A 17,741-nucleotide genomic window follows, 5' to 3' on the forward strand; every position below is an offset into this window, starting at 1 on the left:
GTGGCGCGCTCTGGTTGCGCTCCGGTCACAGTCGGCGGGTATGCCGCGTGGCCGGCTCGCGTCCGCGCCACCCTGTGGGCGTGCGGGGGGTTCGCTGGTCGGTGGGTGCCGTGGGGGCGGGTGTTGCGCTCCTGCTGTCGGCGTGCACGCCACCGGGCTGCGACTTCGACCCCTGCCCGCCGGGCAAGGGGTGGGTGAGCGCCGTCGACGACAGCGGTGCCGAGCGCTGGCGCACTGAGCTGGCCGACCGCTCCGAGACCGCTCCCCTGGTCACCGGAGACCACGTGGTCGTCACCGGCTGCCGGGCCGTGCACGTGCTCGACGCGGCCACCGGGCGCGTCGAGCTCAGCACCGAGGAGGTCGCCGATGCCGTCGGGGTCGCGGGCGGGATGGTCTGGGGCCGCGACGCGGGCGACGAGGACGGCCCCGGCCGGGGGGTGCGGGGCGTGCCGCTCTCCGGTACCGGCGGTCAGAGCATCACCCACGCGGGCGGCCGCGACGGTGAGGCGGGAGATTTCGCCCGCACCTTCACGGTCTGGGGCGACCGCCTGGTCGGGACCCACGGTGACGTCCTGTCGGTCCACCCCGCCACCGGCGGCCCGGACCGGTGGGTGCAGCTCCCGGTGCGGCCGACGGAGCGGGTCGTCGTGGTGGGAGACCGGCTGGCGGTGGCCGCGTCCAGCGACGGGTCGGTCGTCGGCGTCGACCTCGACACGATGCGGCTGGCCTGGCGCGTCGTGCCCGAGCAGGTGAGTCGGCGCTTCGCCCTGCGCGTCGAGGCGCACGGGACCACCGTGCTGGTCTCGGTGCTCGCCGACTCGAGCGCCGCTCGCCTGACCGAGGTCTTCGCCGTGGCCGCGGAGGACGGCGCGGTGCTCTGGCGGCGAGGCGGGTGGGCGCTCGCCACAGCTGACCAGGCCGTGAGCGTGGTGACCTCGCCGACGGCGGTGGCAGCCGTCGACACCGCCACGGGCCGCGAGCGTTGGAGCCGTCGGGCTGCTGCCGGCTACACGACCGGCTACCGCGACGTGGACCTCGACACCGAGCAGCCGTCCGCCGGTCTGGCCGGTGACACGGTTGCCCTGCCCGGGCGGGACCTGAGGGCCCGCGACGTCGTGCTCGGCGTCGACGCAGGGACGGGACGTGAGCGGTGGCGGGTCGAGGTCGGGCAGGAGCAGGCGGTGGGTCTCGACCGCGCTGTCGGCGTCAACCCGGCGGAGGACGACCTGCCCGCCACGCGGGGCCAGAGGTGGCTGCTGGCCCTCGAGGCGGTCAGTGGCGACCGGCTGTGGCAGCACCAGCTGCGGGCCGAGCAGCGCGGCGAGTCCAGACCTGACGAGCACCTCGCTGCCGACCCGGCTCGCGCCCAGACGGTCGTGGCCGACCTGCCCGGGGTCCCCCGGGGCGGCTGCTACTGAGGCGCCACGCTCGCGGCTCGAGCCGCGGGCAGGAAGACCCGCACCGTGGTGCCCTCCCCCTCCGACGACGCGACGAACATCTGGCCGCCGTGGCCCTCGACGATCGTGCGCACGATCGCCAGGCCCAGCCCGGTGCCCGGGATCGCCTGCGCCGTGGCGTTGCTCGCACGGAAGAACCGGCTGCCGAGGCGCTCGAGGTCGTCGTGCGGGATGCCGATCCCCGTGTCGGTGACCGAGATGGCGATGCGGTCGCCGCTGCTCTCGGCGCTGATCCGCACCTGCCCGCCGGCCGGGGTGAACTTGACCGCGTTGGAGCCGAGGTTGATCAGCGCGCGCTCGAAGTGGGCGCGGTCGACGTGGACGCACAGGTCCGCGTCCGGCGGGTCCACCACGAGCTCGAGGTCCCCGTTGGCGGCGGCCGGGCGCAGCACCTCGACGACGTCGTGGACGATGTCGGCGAGCGTCACGTCTTCGGGCTTGGCGTGCAGACCTGACGTCTCGATCTTGTTGAGCACCAACAGGTCCTCGATGAGCCCGCGCAGCCGAGCGGTGTTCCGGCCGATGACGCCGAGCGCGCCGAGCTGGGGCTCGGTGAGCCGGCCGTAGTCGCCGTCCTCGAGCAGCTCGAGGTAGCCGCTGATCGACGTCAGGGGCGTGCGCAGCTCGTGGCTGACCGTGGCCATGAAGTCGGTCTTCTGCCGGTCGAGCGCGGTGAGCCGGGTGACCTGCTCGTCCTGCATCTGCACCAGCCGCGCGGAGACGATGCCCTGGGCGATGTAGGACACGCACTGCTGCACGCCCTGGATCTCGTAGCGGCGCCAGCGCCGCGGCAGCTCGACGGTCATGAGCGCCAGCACGCCGAGGCCTCGCTCGCCGACGCCGACGGGGACCATGAGCAGGGCGCGGGCGCCGGTGGCCCGGTGGTAGGCCGCGACCCGCGGCTCGTCCCGCACCGCGGGGTCGAGCATGTCCGGGAGGCGGAAGACCGTGGCCTCACGACGCAGCTCGTCGTTGACCGCAGCCACCTGTCCCATGAGCGAGGGCGGCAGCGGGGGCAGCGGCGGCAGGTCGTCACGGTGCCACTGGGCGCTGCCCTCGACGGCCCCGCCGTCGTCGACGGTGTAGAGGAGCACCCGGTCGAGGGCCAGGCCCGTGCCGAGCGAGGCACACACGAGCTCGAGGGCCTCGGCGATCTGGTCGACCGAGCGCACCCGGCGGGCCACGTCGAGGGTGAGCTGGTGGATGAGCAGCATCTGCGCCTGCTCCTCCTGGAGCAGCTGCCGGCTGCGGACGAGCTCGTTGTAGTCGGCGGCCAGCGCCCGGATCTCCGAGGAGCCCGTGTGCTCGTCGGCGCGGACCACCCGGTCGCCGTCGCGCTGGCGCCGGACCACGGCCCGCAGGTGCACGAGCGGCTCCACCATCGACGCGGTGACGAGGCGACCCCCGAAGAACACGATGAGCAGCGCGAGGAGACAGCCGGCCACCGCGACGGCGGCGACCACCCACACCGACGCACGCGCGAGGGTGCGCGCCACCTGGCGGTCCTCGTCCAGGGCGCTCGCCAAGGTCTGGTTGGCCTCGTCGAACTCGGCGAACTTCTCCAGCGCCGGTGTCTCCGCGGCCTGGCGGGCCGCGGCGGACCCCCCGCTCGCGGGCTCGGCCGCGGCCGCGGCCGCGAACCACGCCCGCACGGCTCCCCGCTCGCGGTCGAGCAGCACGGCATACCGGGCCTGGTCGTCGCCGCTGACCTCGTCACGGTCGAGGTCGTCGCGCACGGCCCGCAGCAGCGCGTCGACCTGCGGCTCCCTGGCGCCCCAGTCGGCGGCCTCGCCGCCGGTGGCACCGTCCATGGCCGCGTGCCACGCGGCCTGGGCCTGCGTCATCGCCAGCAGGGCCTCGCTGTTGTGCTGGTATGCCGGGCCGAGGGCGAGGGTGAGCTGGCGGACGTTGCGCTGCTCGCCGCGGGCGACCACGAGCGCGGTGGCGACCACGGCGGGGATGAGCACCAGCAGCACCAGGACGAGCACCCGGACCTGCGTCGCCGCGGACATCTGGACGACCCGGCGCAGCCGCTGCCTCATGAGGTCTCCTCGTTGAAGCCCGTGCGCGTCATGACGCCCCACACCGGCTTCTTGCCGCGCAGGCTCGCCCACCAGCCCTCGAGGCGCCACCAGACGGTCAGCTGGCGGAAGCCGACGTTCTCGAGCACCGAGGCCACCAGCGCGATGCCGAGGTCCCGCCAGCGCTCGTGGCGGTGGAAGGCCCACTCCTCCAGCGTCATCGCCGCCAGCGTCACGAGGATCGCGTAGCCGTAGGCCAGGGCGAGGAAGAGCAGCGCGAACGGCACGTTGACCACGTCGAGAGCCAGGGCGATGGGCACGACGACGATGCCGTAGAGCTCGAGCAGCGGGGCGACGAGCTCGAAGAGCCAGTAGTACGGCAGTGCCAACAGCCCGACGCGGCCGTAGCGCGGCCGGAGCAGCATGCCGCGGTAGTGCCAGAGGGTCTCCCAGAGCCCCCGGTGCCAGCGTCGGCGCTGGTTGCGCAGCACCCTGAACGTCGACGGCACCTCCGTCCACGACACCGGCTCGGGCACGAACTCGACCCGGTAGTCGACGTCGGCGTCGCGCATGAGCTTGTGCATGCGCAGCACGAGCTCGAAGTCCTCGCCGATGCTGTCGGGGTCGAGCCCACCGGCATCGACGAACGTGTCGCGCCGGTAGAGCCCGAAGGCACCGCTGATGAGGATGAGCCCGCCGAAGCGCGACCACCCGGCGCGCCCGACGAGGAAGGCCCGGAGGTACTCCACCACCTGGATACGCGGCATCCACGGCTTCGGCATGGCGACCGACACGATCCGCCCTGCCACCACCCGGCAGCCGTTGACGGGCCGGATCGTCCCGCCGGTGGCGATGACGCGGGTGGGGTCGTCGGCGAAGGGCTTGGCCACCCGCAGCAGCGCGTCGGGCTCGAGGATCGAGTCGGCGTCGATCATGGCGACCAGCGGCTCGGTGGCCGCGTTGACGCCGACGTTGCTGGCCTCGGAGCGCCCGGAGTTCTCCTTGCGCACGACGATGAGGCGGGTGCGGCCGTCACGCGGGACGTACTGCCCGAGCACCCTCGCCCGCACCGGGATGTCCTGCGGCACGTCGCGCGGCAGCTCGACGAGGTCGAAGGCCTCCTCGAGGCGGGCGAACGTCGCGTCGGTGCTGCCGTCGTCGACGACGACGACCTCGTGCCCGGGGTAGCGCAGGGACAGCAGCGCCTTGACCGAGGTGACGATGCCCGCCTCCTCGTTGTGCGCCGGCACGACCACCGAGACACCCGGCGTGAGCTCACCGCCGAGGGCGTCGACCACGGTCTTGCGGCTGCGCACGTGCGACCGGAAGCCCAGCGCCCCCAAGAGGATCAGCACCAGGTAGGAGGTGTTGATGAGCACGAAGTACGCCAGCACCGGCACCGCGGTGACGTCCATCAGCCAGACCACGACTCCGCGCAGCGGCTCCAGCAGCTCCCTCACCGCAGCACCCCCTGGAGGGCCGCCATGCTGAGCGCGCTCTGCACCGACCGCTCGTCGGCGGCGGCGTCGAGCGCTGCGCGACCCGGCTCGCCCAGCTGCACCAGCGAGGTCGCGGCGATCTCCGCCAGCCGCGGGTCGGGGTCGCGCAGCAGGGCCGCGAGGGTGGGCACTGCTGCCGGCTCGCCGAGGCTGCCGAGCGCGGCCGCGCACCGGCGGCGCAGCGCCTGCGGGTGCTCGACCTCGGTGTGCCGGGCCAGCACCTCGACGTCGTCGGCACGACCGATGCTCCCCAGTGCCCTGGCGGCATAGGCGCGGACCGCGAGGTCGGGGTCGGCGGCGAGCAGCCGGCGCAGCACGGGCAGCGGCCGGGTGAAGCTCGCCGCGCCGCAGAGGTGGGCGGCGACCGCGCGGGTGCGCGCGTCAGGGTCGTCGAGCGCGTCGGCGAGGGCGCCGGAGATGCCGACGCCCATGCCGAGCAGCGCGTCCGCTGCCAGTCCCGCCGGCAGTCCCGCACCGGGTGCGCCGACGGCCTCGAGCAGCGGTGCAGCCGCGCGCGCGTCACCGATCAGCCCCAGGGCGTAGGCGGCGCTCGCCCGCACCTCGGGAGCCCTGTCGGCGAGCGCCTCGACCAACGGGTCGACGGCATCCGGCACGCGGCTCACCCCCAGCAGCTGGGCCGCCCGGGCGCGGCGGACCGGCGAACGGTGCCGCAGGTCGGCCAGCGCGTGGGCCAGGGCCCCCTGGCGGTCGAGCACCTCCACGAGCTGCTCGGCGGGCAGGCCGCGGACCTTGGCCAGCAGCCCGGTCACCGCCTCGACGAGGGCCGCGACGGACCGCCCCGAGGCGCCGGCGAGCAGGCTGCGGCCGCGCCCGTCGGCGTCCTCCCCAGCAGAGAGCGCGATGAGGTGGGGGCGCAGCGGCGCGAGGAGGGCCGCCTGCCGGCGGGCGCGCCCCTCACGGCCGACCTTCGTCAGCACCAGGGTGGCCGCCAGCGCGAGGCAACACAGCAGGACGGCAACGGTGGCGAGGAGGGTGACCGGCGCGCCGGTCACGCCCGTGCCCGGACCAGCATTGTGTTGACCCGGTGCAGCAGCTCGCGCGGACTGAACGGCTTGATGACGTAGTCGTCGGCGCCGATCGCGAAACCGGTGTCGACGTCGCTGTCGCGCGACTTGGCGCTCAGCATCAGCACCGGCACCCGCGGGTGGTCGCTCTCGCGGATCTTGCGGAGCACGTCGAAGCCGGACAGACCCGGCATCATCACGTCGAGCACAGCCAGGTGGGGCGGCTCGGACTCGAATGCCTCCCACGCGGCAAGGCCGTCTGCAACGGCCTGCACGGCATACCCCGCCTGGGAGAGCTTGAACTCGACGAGCTCGCGGATGTCTGCGTCGTCGTCGGCGACGAGTACTCGGCACCCCTCACGTGTGGACACTGCCGTTGCCTCTCGTTACTGCGTGGTTGCGTCGAGGCAAAAGTAGTCCAGTCTTCACCGATTATCCCGCTTTGCGGTTGTTTCACGGCGGGGGCGCGGCCTCCGAACGCTCCCGGCGCCCCTCGCGCCCCCTGCGCCACCCCGTCAGCAGCACCAGCCCCGCCGCGACCGCTGCCGGCACGCCGACGACCACGGGGAGGACGCCGCCGCTGTTGACGTCGATGTGCTCGCCGACGGTGAGTCGCACCGGCGCGCTCACCGCCACCCCCGTGCCTTCTGGCTGGCTCACCGTCACCCACAGCAGCAGGGGCCCGCTGTCGACGGCCTGGACCTGCCACACGGGAGCGGTGGTCGCGCCGGGGGCGAGCTCGTCGAGGAACACCGTGCGCGCCGTGCACCAGTCCTCCGGGTCGACGTAGCGCGCGGGGTCGGTGCCGACGACGTCGATGTGGGCGATCAGGCCGCGCAGGGGGGTGGGGCCGTCGTTCTCGATGGTGGAGACCAGCTCGAAGCCCTGCCCCACGCCGACCGAGACGTCCTGCCGGTCGAGGGTGACGGTGACCGGCGGTGGGACGCCGGCAGCGGTGACGAACACGCCCGCAGCACTCGACGGCGTCGCACCCAGGGCAGCACTGGCGAGGGCAGCACCGACCAGGAGGGCGCCGGCGACGAGGGCGAGGACCCCGAGCCCGCGGGCCAGCAGGGCCCGCCACCGGTTCACGACCGCCCCCGCGGCACCAGCGCCAGCCGGCCGGCTGCGAGGAGGGCCAGCGCGGGCAGCGCGACCGCCGCCACCACCAGGGGCGTCAGCAGCCCCAGATCCTGGCCGATCGGGTGCCCCTGGAGCACCATCTGGTCGAGGTAGGGGAAGCCCTGCGTGAACGGATCCAGGCGCTGCACCGCCTCCCCCGCCCAGCCACGCAGCGAGGCCGCCGGCATCATCGCCGGGGCGTGCAGGGCCAGCAGCAGGAAGAGCGCCAGCCCCAGGCTCGTGCGCTGCGAGCCGGCCCACAGGCTGAGGAGCAGCCCGAGGCCGCCGAGGAAGAGCGCCATCAGCGTGCCGACGAGCAGGCTGGCGAGGAGCACCTCGCCGAGCCGGCTGACCCCGCGTCCGAGGATCCACAGGTAGGGAAGCGCGAAGAAGTATGCCGCGGCCCACAGCGTGAGCGCGGAGAGCCCCTTGCCCGCGACCAGCGACCGGCGGGGCACCGGCGTCAGCAGCAGGCTCTCGAGGGTGCCCCGCTCGCGCTCGCCGCTGACCGCGTCGGCGCACCACAGGACGACGAGCAGGCCGCCCACCGTCAGCACCACCCGCACGACCAGGGCCAGCGCCTCCCGCTGCTCAAGGAACGTCAGGGCCTCGTTGGTCGCGGCGAGGTAGGTCGTGACGCTCAGCAGCAGGGTGTAGGCGAGCATGAGCAACAGCCCGCGGCCGGTCAGCCAGTTGTCGCGGATCTCGCGCCAGGCAACGACACCGGCGGCCCTCATGGCTGGTCCTCGGTGAGAGCGAGAAAGGCCTCGCCGAGCCGGCCGCCGCCCGCGCTGGCCGCATCGATGCCGTTGGCCCGCAACACCTCCAGAGCCCGGTCCAGGTCGTCGACAGGCACCTCCAGGGCGCCCCGTTCCGGCTGGCTCGCCGCTCTGCCCACCGTCTCGGCCACCGTGCCGTCGGAGACGACCCGCCCGCGGTTGAGGATGACCACGCGGTGGCAGACCTGCTCCACCTCGGCGAGGAGGTGCGAGCTGAGCACCACGGTGACGCCCCGCTCCCCGGCGACCCGCGTCACGAGCGCGAGCACCTGCCGCTGGCCGGCCGGGTCGAGGCCGAGCGTCGGCTCGTCGAGGAAGACCACCTCGGGGTCGTTGACCAGCGCCCGGGCGATCCCGAGCCGCTGGCGCATGCCCCGGCTCATCGTCCGGATGGGCGTGGAGCCCTGCGCGGACAGGCCCACCTCCCCCAGGAGCCGCCGGGCCGCCGCCACCGCGTTCGGTCGCCGCAGGCCGAAGAGCTGGCCGTGGTAGACCAGCCACTCCTCCCCGGTCTGCGCCCCCGGGTATCCCGCGCTCTCCGGCAGGACGCCCACCCGCCGGCGGATCCCCGACGGGTCGGTGTGCGGGACGTCGGCGACGGAGAAGCTGCCCGCGTCGGGGGCCAGCACGGTGCTGAGCATGCGGATCGCCGTGGTCTTGCCGGCACCGTTGGGGCCGAGGAAGCCCACCACGGTCCCGCGCTCCACGGCGAGGGTCAGCGACTCGACGGCCACCGTGGCTCCGTAGCTCTTGCGCAGCCCGCTCGCGACGATCGCGTCCATGGGTGCCTCCCCCGGGGGACAGCCGGTGCCCGGCCCCCAGCGGGGCAAGGTCCCCTCGTTCGCAGTATAGGAACGCGGCCGCAGGGCCGAGGCCTGAATCAGCGCCCCGGGGCATGCCAACGAGGGCAGCCCGCCGACGAGGGCAGCCCGCCACCGCCGAAGCGGTGACGGGCTGCCGTCAGAGGAGAGCGTGCAGGCGGGTCCTAGTGGTCCCGCTCCTCGCCGTCGAGCCTGATCGAGGACGTCTGCTGCACCTGCATGAGGAACTCGATGTTGCTCTTGGTCTTCTTGAGCCGGTCGATGAGGAGCTCGATGCCCTGCTGCTGGTCGAGCGCGGCGAGCACCCTGCGCAGCTTCCACATGATCTTCAGCTCCTCGCCGGAGAGGAGGATCTCCTCACGGCGGGTGCCCGAGGCGTTGATGTCGACGGCCGGGAAGATCCGGCGGTTCGCCAGCCCGCGGTCGAGCTTGAGCTCCATGTTCCCGGTGCCCTTGAACTCCTCGAAGATGACCTCGTCCATGCGGGACCCGGTCTCGACGAGCGCGGTCGCGAGGATGGTGAGCGAGCCGCCGTCCTCGATGTTGCGGGCCGCGCCGAAGAACTTCTTCGGCGGGTACAGCGCCGCGCTGTCGACACCACCGGAGAGGATCCGGCCGCTCGGGGGCGCCGAGAGGTTGTAGGCCCGGCCCAGCTTGGTGATCGAGTCGAGCAGCACGACGACGTCGTGGCCCATCTCGACCAGCCGCTTGGCCCGCTCGATGGCCAGCTCGGCGACCGTGGTGTGGTCGTCGGCCGGGCGGTCGAAGGTCGAGGCGATGACCTCACCCTTGACCGCGCGCTGCATGTCGGTGACCTCCTCGGGGCGCTCGTCCACGAGGACGACCATGAGGTGGCACTCCGGGTTGTTGGTCGTGATCGCGTTGGCCAGGGCCTGCATGACCATCGTCTTGCCGGCCTTGGCAGGGGCGACGATCAGGCCGCGCTGGCCCTTGCCGATCGGCGCGACGAGGTCGATGATCCGCGTGGTCAGCTGCGTCGGGTCGGTCTCGAGGCGCAGCCGCTGCTGCGGGTAGAGCGGGGTCAGCTTGCCGAACTCCACGCGCTTCTTCGCGTCCTCCGGGCTCATCCCGTTGACGGTGTCGAGGCGCACCAGCGCGTTGAACTTCTGGCGCGAGTTCTGCTGCTGCTCATCGGTCTGCGCCTTGACGGCACCGGTGACGGCGTCGCCCTTGCGCAGGCCGTTCTTCTTGACCAGGCCGAGCGGCACGTAGACGTCGTTCGGGCCGGGCAGGTAGCCGGAAGTGCGCACGAAGGCGTAGTTCTCGAGCACGTCGAGGATGCCGGCGACCGGCACGAGGACGTCGTCCTCGGCCAGCATGGGCTCGTTGTCGTACTCCCGCTCACCGCCGCGGCGCTTGTCGCGACCCCGGTTGCGGCTGCGGCTGCGGCGGCGGCCGCGTCCGTCACCCTCGTCCTCGCCACCGCGGTCGTCGCGCACCTGGCGGTCGCCACGCTCGTCGCGCACCTGGCGGTCACCACGGTCGTCACGGGCCTGGCGGTCGCCACGCTCGTCGCGGGGCTGGCGGTCGCCACGCTCGTCGCGGGGCTGGCGGTCGCCACGGTCGTCACGAACCTGGCGGTCACCGCGGTCACCGCGGTCGCCACGGTCGTCGCGCTCGCGGCGGCCCTGGCGGGCCTGCTCGCCCTGCTCGGCCTGGCCGCGCTCGGCGCGGGACTCGCGCTCCTGCCGCGGGGCGTGCTCCTCGCGCTGCGCGGGGGCCTGCTGGTCGCCGGCCTGCTCGCGGACGGCCCGGCGCTCGCGGCGCTCGGCGCGGCCCTGGCCCTCCGGGCGCTCCTGGCCCGCAGCACTGTCGGTGCGCTCAGAGCGCTCAGGCCGCTCGGCACCCTCAGGCCGCTCGGCGCGCTCGACGCGCGGGGCGGCGGCCTCGGTCTTGTCGACCGCCGGCGCGGCGCCGGACTGGCGGGCCTTGATGGCGGTGATGAGGTCACCCTTGCGCATCTTGGCGGTGCCCGTGATCCCCATGCTGGAGGCCAGGCCCTGGAGCTCGGCCAGGCGCATGGCGCTCAGGGCGCCGGATCGGCGGGGCTTCTCGCTGCCGCCCTGCGGTGCGGCGTCGAGAGTGGTGGTGTCTGTCACGAAGGATCCTTCCCCCTCGTATGCGGTCCGGGATCAGATGACCGGAGCCGGGGCGTGGGCCAGAACGGCCGAATGGGAGCCACGCGAGGACACGTCGAGCCAAGGGCAACAATCGTGTTGCCTTCGCGTGGAGAGTTGCACGTGTCGCTGGAGGCGGAGGAAGTCTGCCATCCGCTGCGTGCTCCTTCAATGTAACACTCCGCAGCAGCGGACCGTGACACGCCTCCCCCGAACGTCGCTCAGGGTGTGACCTGACGGACGATGACGCCCTCCTCGGGCACGCCGGGGGCCAGGGCCTGCCAGGGCTGGGCCGCGTGGTCCAGCACCGCCTCGGCGGTGGCCGCGGTCGCGAGCACCAGCACCGACGGCCCGGCACCGGAGATGACGGCGGCGTGCCCCTCGCGGCGCAGCCGGTCGACGAGCTCCATCGAGTGGGGGTACGACGGCCGACGCGCCTCCTGGTGCAGGCGCTCCTGGGTCGCCGACAGCAGGTGCCCGGGCTCGTGCCGCATGGCGTGCACGAGCAGCGCTGCGCGTGCCGAGTTGTATGCCGCGTCGGCCAGCCGGACGTGCGACGGCAGCACCGAGCGGGCCCGGGCCGTCGAGAGCGTCTCGGAGGGGACGAAGACGACCGGCACGACGTCGGGGTGCAGCGGCACCCTGACGGTGGTGGTGGCGGCCTTCGACGACTCCCCCGGGTCGTCGCTCCACGACAGCGTCATGCCGCCGTAGACGCTGGCCGAGGCGTTGTCGGGGTGACCCTCCACCATGCTGGCGATGTCGTTGGTGAAGGCCAGGTCGAACGATCGCTCGTCGCCCCGCGAGAAGTGGCAGAGGCCTTGTGCCGCAGCGATGCCCGTGACGATGGCGGTGGCCGACGAACCCAGGCCGCGGCCGTGCGGCACGGCGTTGCGACAGCGCAGGTGCAGGCCGGGCGGCACCTCCACGGCGTCGGCGGGGTCGAGGTGGTCCCAGGCGGTGAGCATCGACCGATAGACCAGGTGCCGCTCGTCGAGGGGCACCTCGCCTTCGCCCTGGCCCTCGACCTCGATGACCAGGCCCGGCTCGTCGGTGACGGTGGCGGTGCACTCGTCCCACAGGCCGAGCGCGAGCCCGATGGAGTCGAACCCCGGTCCGAGGTTCGCGCTGCTGGCGGGGACGCGCACGTGCACCGAGGTGCCGGGTGCCAGCCGGTGCGCCGCGCGCTCGGCCATCAGCCGTCCAGCCCGAGCGCCTGCGCTGCAGAGTAGGCGTCGACGGGGACCCGCGTCGGCGTGACGTCCGAGCCGTCGGCGCCCTTGAGCGCCCACTGCGGGTCCTTCAGGCCGTGGCCGGTCACGGTGCAGACGACGGTCGCCCCCGCCGGCACCTGCCCGGCGTCGTGGGCCATGAGCAGCCCCGCCACGCTGGCGGCCGAGGCGGGCTCGACGAAGATGCCCTCGCGGGAGGAGAGCAGCCGGTGGGCGGCCAGGATCTGCTCGTCGGTGACGGCCTCGATGCGCCCGCCGGACTCGTCACGGGCCTGCTCCGCCTGCTTCCACGAGGCCGGGTTGCCGATCCGGATGGCGGTCGCGATGGTCTCGGGGTGGTCGACGGGGTGGCCGAGCACGATGGGCGCGGCGCCCGCGGCCTGGAACCCCCACATCTGCGGGAGCCGGGACGCCACCCCGTCGGGCACGCCCTCGATCCCGTGCCCCGCGGCATACTCGCGGTAGCCCCGCCAGTAGGCCGTGATGTTGCCGGCGTTGCCGACCGGGAGGCAGTGGATGTCCGGGGCGTCGCCGAGCGCGTCGACGACCTCGAAGGAGGCCGTCTTCTGGCCCTCGATGCGCGCGGGGTTCACCGAGTTGACGAGCTCGACCGGGTAGGCCTCGGCGAGCTTGCGGGCCAGGGTGAGGCAGTCGTCGAAGTTGCCGTCGACCTGCAGCAGCGTGGCCCCGTGGGCGATCGCCTGGCTGAGCTTGCCCATGGCGATCTTGCCCTCGGGCACGAGCACGCCGCAGGCCATGCCGGCCTTGGTGGCGTAGGCCGCCGCGGACGCCGAGGTGTTGCCGGTGGAGGCGCAGATGACGGCCTTGGCGCCGTGCTTGGCGGCCATCGAGATCGCGGTCGTCATGCCGCGGTCCTTGAACGAGCCGGTCGGGTTGAGCCCCTCGTACTTCACGAAGACCTTCGCGCCGGTGAGCTCGGAGAGGTGCTCGGCCGGGATGAGCGGGGTGCCGCCCTCCTGGAGGGTCACGACGGGCGCACCCTCGAGCATCGGCAGCCGCTCGGCGTACTCGCGGATCACGCCTCGCCACAGGTGGGCCATCAGGAGCCCTCCACCCGCATCACCGAGGTGACCTCGTCGACGGCCGGCAGGCTCGCGAGCGCGTCGACGGTGGCCGACAGCGCCGAGTCGGGCGCGGTGTGGGTGACGACGATGAGGTTGGCGCGGGCCTTGCCGGTCTCGTCGTCGGTGAACACCTGCTGGCGCACCGTCTCGATCGAGACGCCGTGCTCGGCGAAGGCCAGCGCCACCTGGGCGAGCACGCCCGGGCGGTCGGCCACGTCGAGGCTGATGTGGTAGCGGGTCAGGGCCGACCCGATGGGCAGCACCGGCAGGTCGGCGTAGGCCGACTCCCCCGGCCCCTTGGCGCCGCCGACCCGGTGCCGGGCCACGGCCACCACGTCGCCGAGCACCGCGCTGGCCGTGGGGTCGCCCCCGGCGCCCTTGCCGTAGAACATGAGCTCGCCGGCCGCGGCGGCCTCGACGAAGACGGCGTTGTAGGCGTCACGGACCGAGCCGAGCGGGTGGCTGCGCGGGATCATCGCAGGGTAGACCCGCACGCTGATGCCGAGGTCGCGGCCCTCCTCGTCGCGGGTGCGCTCGCAGATGGCGAGCAGCTTGACCACGCAGTCCATCTCCTTGGCGGCCTGCACGTCGGCGGCGCTCACCTCGGTGATGCCCTCGCGGTGGACGTCCTGGCTCGAGACGCGGGTGTGGAAGGCGAGGCTGGCGAGGATGGCGGCCTTGGCGGCGGCGTCGAAGCCCTCGACGTCGGCGGTGGGGTCGGCCTCGGCGTAGCCGAGCGCCTGCGCCTGCTCGACGGCCTCGGCAAAGCCCTGCCCGGTGGTGTCCATTTTGTCGAGCACGTAGTTGGTGGTGCCGTTGACGATGCCGAGCACCTTGCGCACCTCGTCACCGGCCAGCGACTCGCGGATCGGCCGCAGGATCGGGATCGCCCCGGCGACCGCGGCCTCGTAGTAGAGGTCGACGCCGCAGCGGTCGGCCGCGGCATACAGGTTAGGGCCGTCCTCGGCGAGCAGCGCCTTGTTGGCGCTCACGACGGACGCGCCGTGCTCCATCGCCTTGAGGATCAGGCTGCCGGCGGGCTCGATGCCGCCGATCACCTCGATGACGATGTCGGCCTTGGTGACCAGGGAGTCGGCGTCGGTGGTGAACAGCGTCGGGTCGACCGGCAGGTCCGAGCGGTCGCGGCCGGCGCGGCGCACGGCGATGCCGACGAGCTCGAGGGGGCGGCCGACGCGGGCGGTGAGGTCGTCGGCGTGCTCGGTGAGCATGCGGGCCACCGAGGACCCGACCACGCCGCACCCGAGCAGGGCCACCTTGAGGGGCTCCCCCGCCTGCTTGCTGCCGACTTCGCTCACCATCTGCTCCTTGTGCCCGGTAGGGCTTCGTAGGACCCTGCCATCGTGCCGGTGACCACTACGTGGACGCTCATTGTTCCGGCATCCGGACCGTGCGGACGTGGATTCTCCTTACGGGACGTCCAGCGCGAGGAGGTCGTCCACCGTCTCCCGGCGCACGATCACCCGCGCCTCCCCTCCGCGCACGGCGATGACGGGCGGCCGCGGCACGTGGTTGTACTGGCTCGACAGGCTGCGGCAGTAGGCACCGGTGCCCGGGACGGCGATGAGGTCGCCGGAGGTGATGTCGTCGGGCAGGTACTCGTCCATCACGACGATGTCGCCGCTCTCGCAGTGCTTGCCCACCACGCGCGACAGCCGCGGCCCGGCCTCGGAGCGGCGGCTCGCCAGGGTGCAGGAGTAGTCGGCGTCGTAGAGCGCGGTGCGGATGTTGTCGCTCATCCCGCCGTCGACCGAGACGTAGGTGCGCTTGGCGCCGTGGCCGAGGTCGACGTCCTTGACGGTGCCGACCTCGTAGAGCGTGAAGGTGCTCGGCCCGACGATCGCGCGGCCCGGCTCGATGGAGATGCGCGGCACCGACACCTCCTCCCCCAATGCCTTGAACTCGCGGCCCACGAGGTCGGCCATCTGCTCGCCGAGCTCCTGGGCCGTCAGCGGGGTGTGCTCGGAGGTGTAGGCGATGCCGTAGCCGCCGCCGAGGTCCATCTCGGGCATGTGCAGGCCGTGCTCCCGCGCCACCTGCGCGTGCAGGGCGATGAGCCGGCGCGCGGAGACCTCGAAGCCGGAGGTGTCGAAGATCTGGCTGCCGATGTGCGAGTGCAGGCCGAGCAGGTCGAGCACGTCGGCGCGCTCGATGATGCGCTCGATCGCCTCGGCCGCGCGGCCGCCCGCGAGGGAGAACCCGAACTTCTGGTCCTCGTGGGCAGTGGCGATGAACTCGTGGGTGTGCGCCTCGACGCCGACGGTGACGCGGATCATCACGGGGGCCCGCACGCCGAGCTCCGTTGCGACAGCGGCGATCCGGTCGATCTCCTCGAAGGAGTCGACGATGATCCGGCCCACGCCGTACTCCAGCGCCTGCTGGATCTCGGCGAGGCTCTTGTTGTTGCCGTGCATGCCGATCCGCTCGGCGGGGAAGCCGGCGCGCTGGGCGACCGCGAGCTCGCCGCCGGAGGCGACGTCGAGGCAGAGCCCCTCCTCCGCCACCCAGCGGGCGACGGCCGTGCAGAGGAACGCCTTGCCCGCGTAGTAGACGTCTACGCCGCCGCACAGCGGCTCGAACGGGCCCGCGAACCCGTCGCGGAAGGCCCGCGCCCGGGCGCGGAAGTCCTCCTCGTCGACGACGTATGCCGCGGTGCCGTACTGCTGCGCGAGCGTCACCACGTCGACGCCGCCGACCTCGAGGCGTCCCGTGCCGTCGCGCCGGACGGTCTGGGGCCAGAGCTGCGGGAGCAGCTCCATGACGTCGGTGGGCCAGGGCAGCCAGTGCGGCGGCCCTCCGTAGCCCTCGGCGTGGAGGGCGCCTGCCTCGTGCGCGCGCATCTCGGCTCCTCAGGTCTGGGTCGGTGTGCCGGGCTGGCTGGGGCCTGTCGCTACATCCGCTCGGGCGCCGAGACCCCAAGCAGGTCAAGGCCGTTCGCGAGCACCTGACGGGTGGCGTCGTTGAGCCACAGCCGCGTGCGGTGCAGGTCGGTGACCTCCTCGTCGCGGTTCATCGGGCGCACCCGGCAGGTGTCGTACCACTTGTGGAAGCGGCCGGCGAGGTCCTCGAGGTAGCGCGCGACGCGGTGCGGCTCGCGCAGCTTCGCCGCCTGGGCCACGACGCGCGGGAAGTCGCCGAGGACCGCCAGCAGCGCCGCCTCGGTGGGGTCGGTGAGCAGCGAGGGGTCGAACCCGTCCTCGCGGCGCACGCCGTCCTCCTCCGCCAGGCGGTGCACGTTGGAGGTGCGGGCGTGGGCGTACTGCACGTAGAAGACCGGGTTCTCGTTGGTCTGCTTGCGCAGCTCCTCGCCCTCCATCGACAGCGGGCTGTCGGCCGGGTAGCGGGCCAGGGAGTAGCGGATGGCGTCGGTGCCGATCCAGCTGATGAGGTCGCGCAGCTCGATGATGTTGCCCGCGCGCTTGGAGAGCTTGGCGCCGTTGAGGTCGACCAGCTGCCCGATGCGGACCTCGATGTTGTGCTCTTTGTCGTCGCCGGCGCAGGCCGCGATGGCCTTGAGCCGGTTGATGTAGCCGTGGTGGTCGGCTCCGAGCAGGTAGATCTTCTGGTCGAAGCCGCGGTCCTTCTTGCTCAGGTAGTAGGCGGCGTCGGCGGCGAAGTAGGTGGGCTCGCCGTTGGCGCGGATCAGCACCCGGTCCTTGTCGTCGCCGAAGTCGGTGGTGCGCAGCCAGACCGCGCCGTCGAGGTCGAAGACGTGGCCCTGCTCGCGGAGCCGGTCGACGGCCTGCTCGACGGCGCCCTCCTGGTGGAGCTTCTTCTCCGAGAACCAGACGTCGAAGCCGACGCCGAAGTCCGCGAGCGTGGCCTTGATGTCGGCGAGCTGGGCCTCGTAGGCGAGCTCGCGGGCCAGCGGCAGCGCCTCGTCCTCGGGCAGCGTCACCAGGTCGGGGCGCTGCTCGAGCGCGGCCTTGGCCAGGTCGTCGATGTAGGCGCCCGGGTAGCCGCCCTCCGGGGTCGGCTCGCCCTTGGCCCGGGCCAGGACGCTGCGGCCGAAGTTGTCCATCTGCGCGCCGGCGTCGTTGATGTAGTACTCGGCGGCGATGTCTGCGCCGGAGGCCTTGAGCAGCCGGTGCATGGCGTCGCCGAGTGCGGCCCAGCGGGTGTGCCCGAGGTGCAGCGGGCCGGTCGGGTTGGCCGAGATGAACTCGAGGTTGATGACCTCGCCCTTGGCGGCCTCGTTGCGGCCGTAGGTCGCCCCCGCCTCGACGATGGCGCGGGCCAGCTCGCCGGCCGAGGCCGCGTCGAGGGTGATGTTGAGGAACCCGGGGCCCGCCACGTCGACGGCCTTGACGCCCGCCACCTGCCCGAGGCGCTCGGCGACCGTGGTCGCGAGCTCGCGCGGCGGCATACCGGCGCTCTTGGCCAGCTGGAGCGCGATGTTGGTCGACCAGTCCCCGTGCTCGCGGCTCTTCGGTCGCTCCACCCGCACCTCGGCCGGCACGGCGGCGGAGAAGTCACCGGCGTCGACGGCGTCGACCAGGACGGTGCGGATGGCGAGCGAGAGTTCTTCTGGGGTCACCCGGGCA

General features: G+C 73.1%; 14 protein-coding genes. 1 reads left to right on the top strand and 13 read right to left on the bottom strand.

The window, feature by feature from the left end:
- Positions 1–80 precede the first annotated feature (80 nt).
- The gene (locus P0Y31_RS17165; RefSeq protein ID WP_275871613.1) at positions 81–1,418 is read left to right on the top strand and encodes a PQQ-binding-like beta-propeller repeat protein; all 1,338 of its coding nucleotides are present in this window, start codon (positions 81–83) and stop codon (positions 1,416–1,418) included.
- Here the strand turns inward: P0Y31_RS17165 and P0Y31_RS17170 are convergent.
- From P0Y31_RS17170 to argS, 13 genes are all read right to left on the bottom strand, one after another.
- Positions 1,412–3,499, bottom strand: a complete 2,088-nt coding sequence (locus P0Y31_RS17170) for an ATP-binding protein (RefSeq protein ID WP_275871615.1) — start codon at positions 3,497–3,499, stop codon at positions 1,412–1,414. The genes P0Y31_RS17165 and P0Y31_RS17170 overlap by 7 nt on opposite strands.
- On the bottom strand, positions 3,496–4,938 hold the full coding sequence (locus tag P0Y31_RS17175) for a glycosyltransferase family 2 protein (protein WP_275871617.1): 1,443 nt from the start codon (positions 4,936–4,938) through the stop codon (positions 3,496–3,498). The genes P0Y31_RS17170 and P0Y31_RS17175 overlap by 4 nt, the downstream gene beginning before the upstream one ends.
- Positions 4,935–5,990: a HEAT repeat domain-containing protein gene (locus P0Y31_RS17180; RefSeq protein ID WP_275871619.1), complete on the bottom strand. Its 1,056-nt coding sequence runs from the start codon at positions 5,988–5,990 to the stop codon at positions 4,935–4,937. The genes P0Y31_RS17175 and P0Y31_RS17180 overlap by 4 nt, the downstream gene beginning before the upstream one ends.
- A complete protein-coding gene (locus P0Y31_RS17185) occupies positions 5,987–6,373 on the bottom strand; it encodes a response regulator (protein WP_275871621.1) in 387 nt (128 codons plus the stop codon). The genes P0Y31_RS17180 and P0Y31_RS17185 overlap by 4 nt, the downstream gene beginning before the upstream one ends.
- An 82-nt stretch (positions 6,374–6,455) precedes the next feature.
- Entirely contained in the window at positions 6,456–7,094 is a 639-nt protein-coding gene (locus P0Y31_RS17190; RefSeq protein ID WP_275871623.1) for a hypothetical protein, read from the bottom strand.
- Positions 7,091–7,861 (bottom strand): ABC transporter permease subunit, encoded by a 771-nt coding sequence (locus tag P0Y31_RS17195; protein WP_275871625.1) that lies wholly within the window; start codon positions 7,859–7,861, stop codon positions 7,091–7,093. The genes P0Y31_RS17190 and P0Y31_RS17195 overlap by 4 nt, the downstream gene beginning before the upstream one ends.
- Positions 7,858–8,685 carry an ABC transporter ATP-binding protein gene (locus P0Y31_RS17200; RefSeq protein WP_275871627.1) on the bottom strand — a complete coding sequence of 276 codons (828 nt, stop codon included), beginning with the start codon at positions 8,683–8,685 and terminating at the stop codon, positions 7,858–7,860. Before P0Y31_RS17200 ends, P0Y31_RS17195 begins: the two co-directional genes overlap by 4 nt.
- Positions 8,686–8,888: 203 nt before the next feature.
- Positions 8,889–10,766, bottom strand: coding sequence for a transcription termination factor Rho (gene rho / locus P0Y31_RS17205; protein WP_275871710.1), 1,878 nt, complete (start codon positions 10,764–10,766; stop codon positions 8,889–8,891).
- A gap of 317 nt (positions 10,767–11,083) precedes the next feature.
- Positions 11,084–12,058 (bottom strand): homoserine kinase, encoded by a 975-nt coding sequence (gene thrB / locus P0Y31_RS17210; RefSeq protein WP_275871629.1) that lies wholly within the window; start codon positions 12,056–12,058, stop codon positions 11,084–11,086.
- The gene (gene thrC / locus P0Y31_RS17215; protein ID WP_275871631.1) at positions 12,058–13,155 is read right to left on the bottom strand and encodes a threonine synthase; all 1,098 of its coding nucleotides are present in this window, start codon (positions 13,153–13,155) and stop codon (positions 12,058–12,060) included. Before thrC ends, thrB begins: the two co-directional genes overlap by 1 nt.
- A complete protein-coding gene (locus P0Y31_RS17220) occupies positions 13,155–14,495 on the bottom strand; it encodes a homoserine dehydrogenase (protein ID WP_275871635.1) in 1,341 nt (446 codons plus the stop codon). Before P0Y31_RS17220 ends, thrC begins: the two co-directional genes overlap by 1 nt.
- Before the next feature lie 111 nt (positions 14,496–14,606).
- On the bottom strand, positions 14,607–16,037 hold the full coding sequence (gene lysA, locus P0Y31_RS17225; RefSeq protein ID WP_275871637.1) for a diaminopimelate decarboxylase: 1,431 nt from the start codon (positions 16,035–16,037) through the stop codon (positions 14,607–14,609).
- A gap of 50 nt (positions 16,038–16,087) precedes the next feature.
- Entirely contained in the window at positions 16,088–17,734 is a 1,647-nt protein-coding gene (argS, locus tag P0Y31_RS17230) for an arginine--tRNA ligase (RefSeq protein ID WP_275871639.1), read from the bottom strand.
- Positions 17,735–17,741: the final 7 nt, after the last annotated feature.

This window comes from Knoellia sp. 3-2P3 (assembly GCF_029223115.1).
In the GTDB taxonomy this organism is placed as follows: Bacteria; Actinomycetota; Actinomycetes; order Actinomycetales; family Dermatophilaceae; genus Pedococcus_A.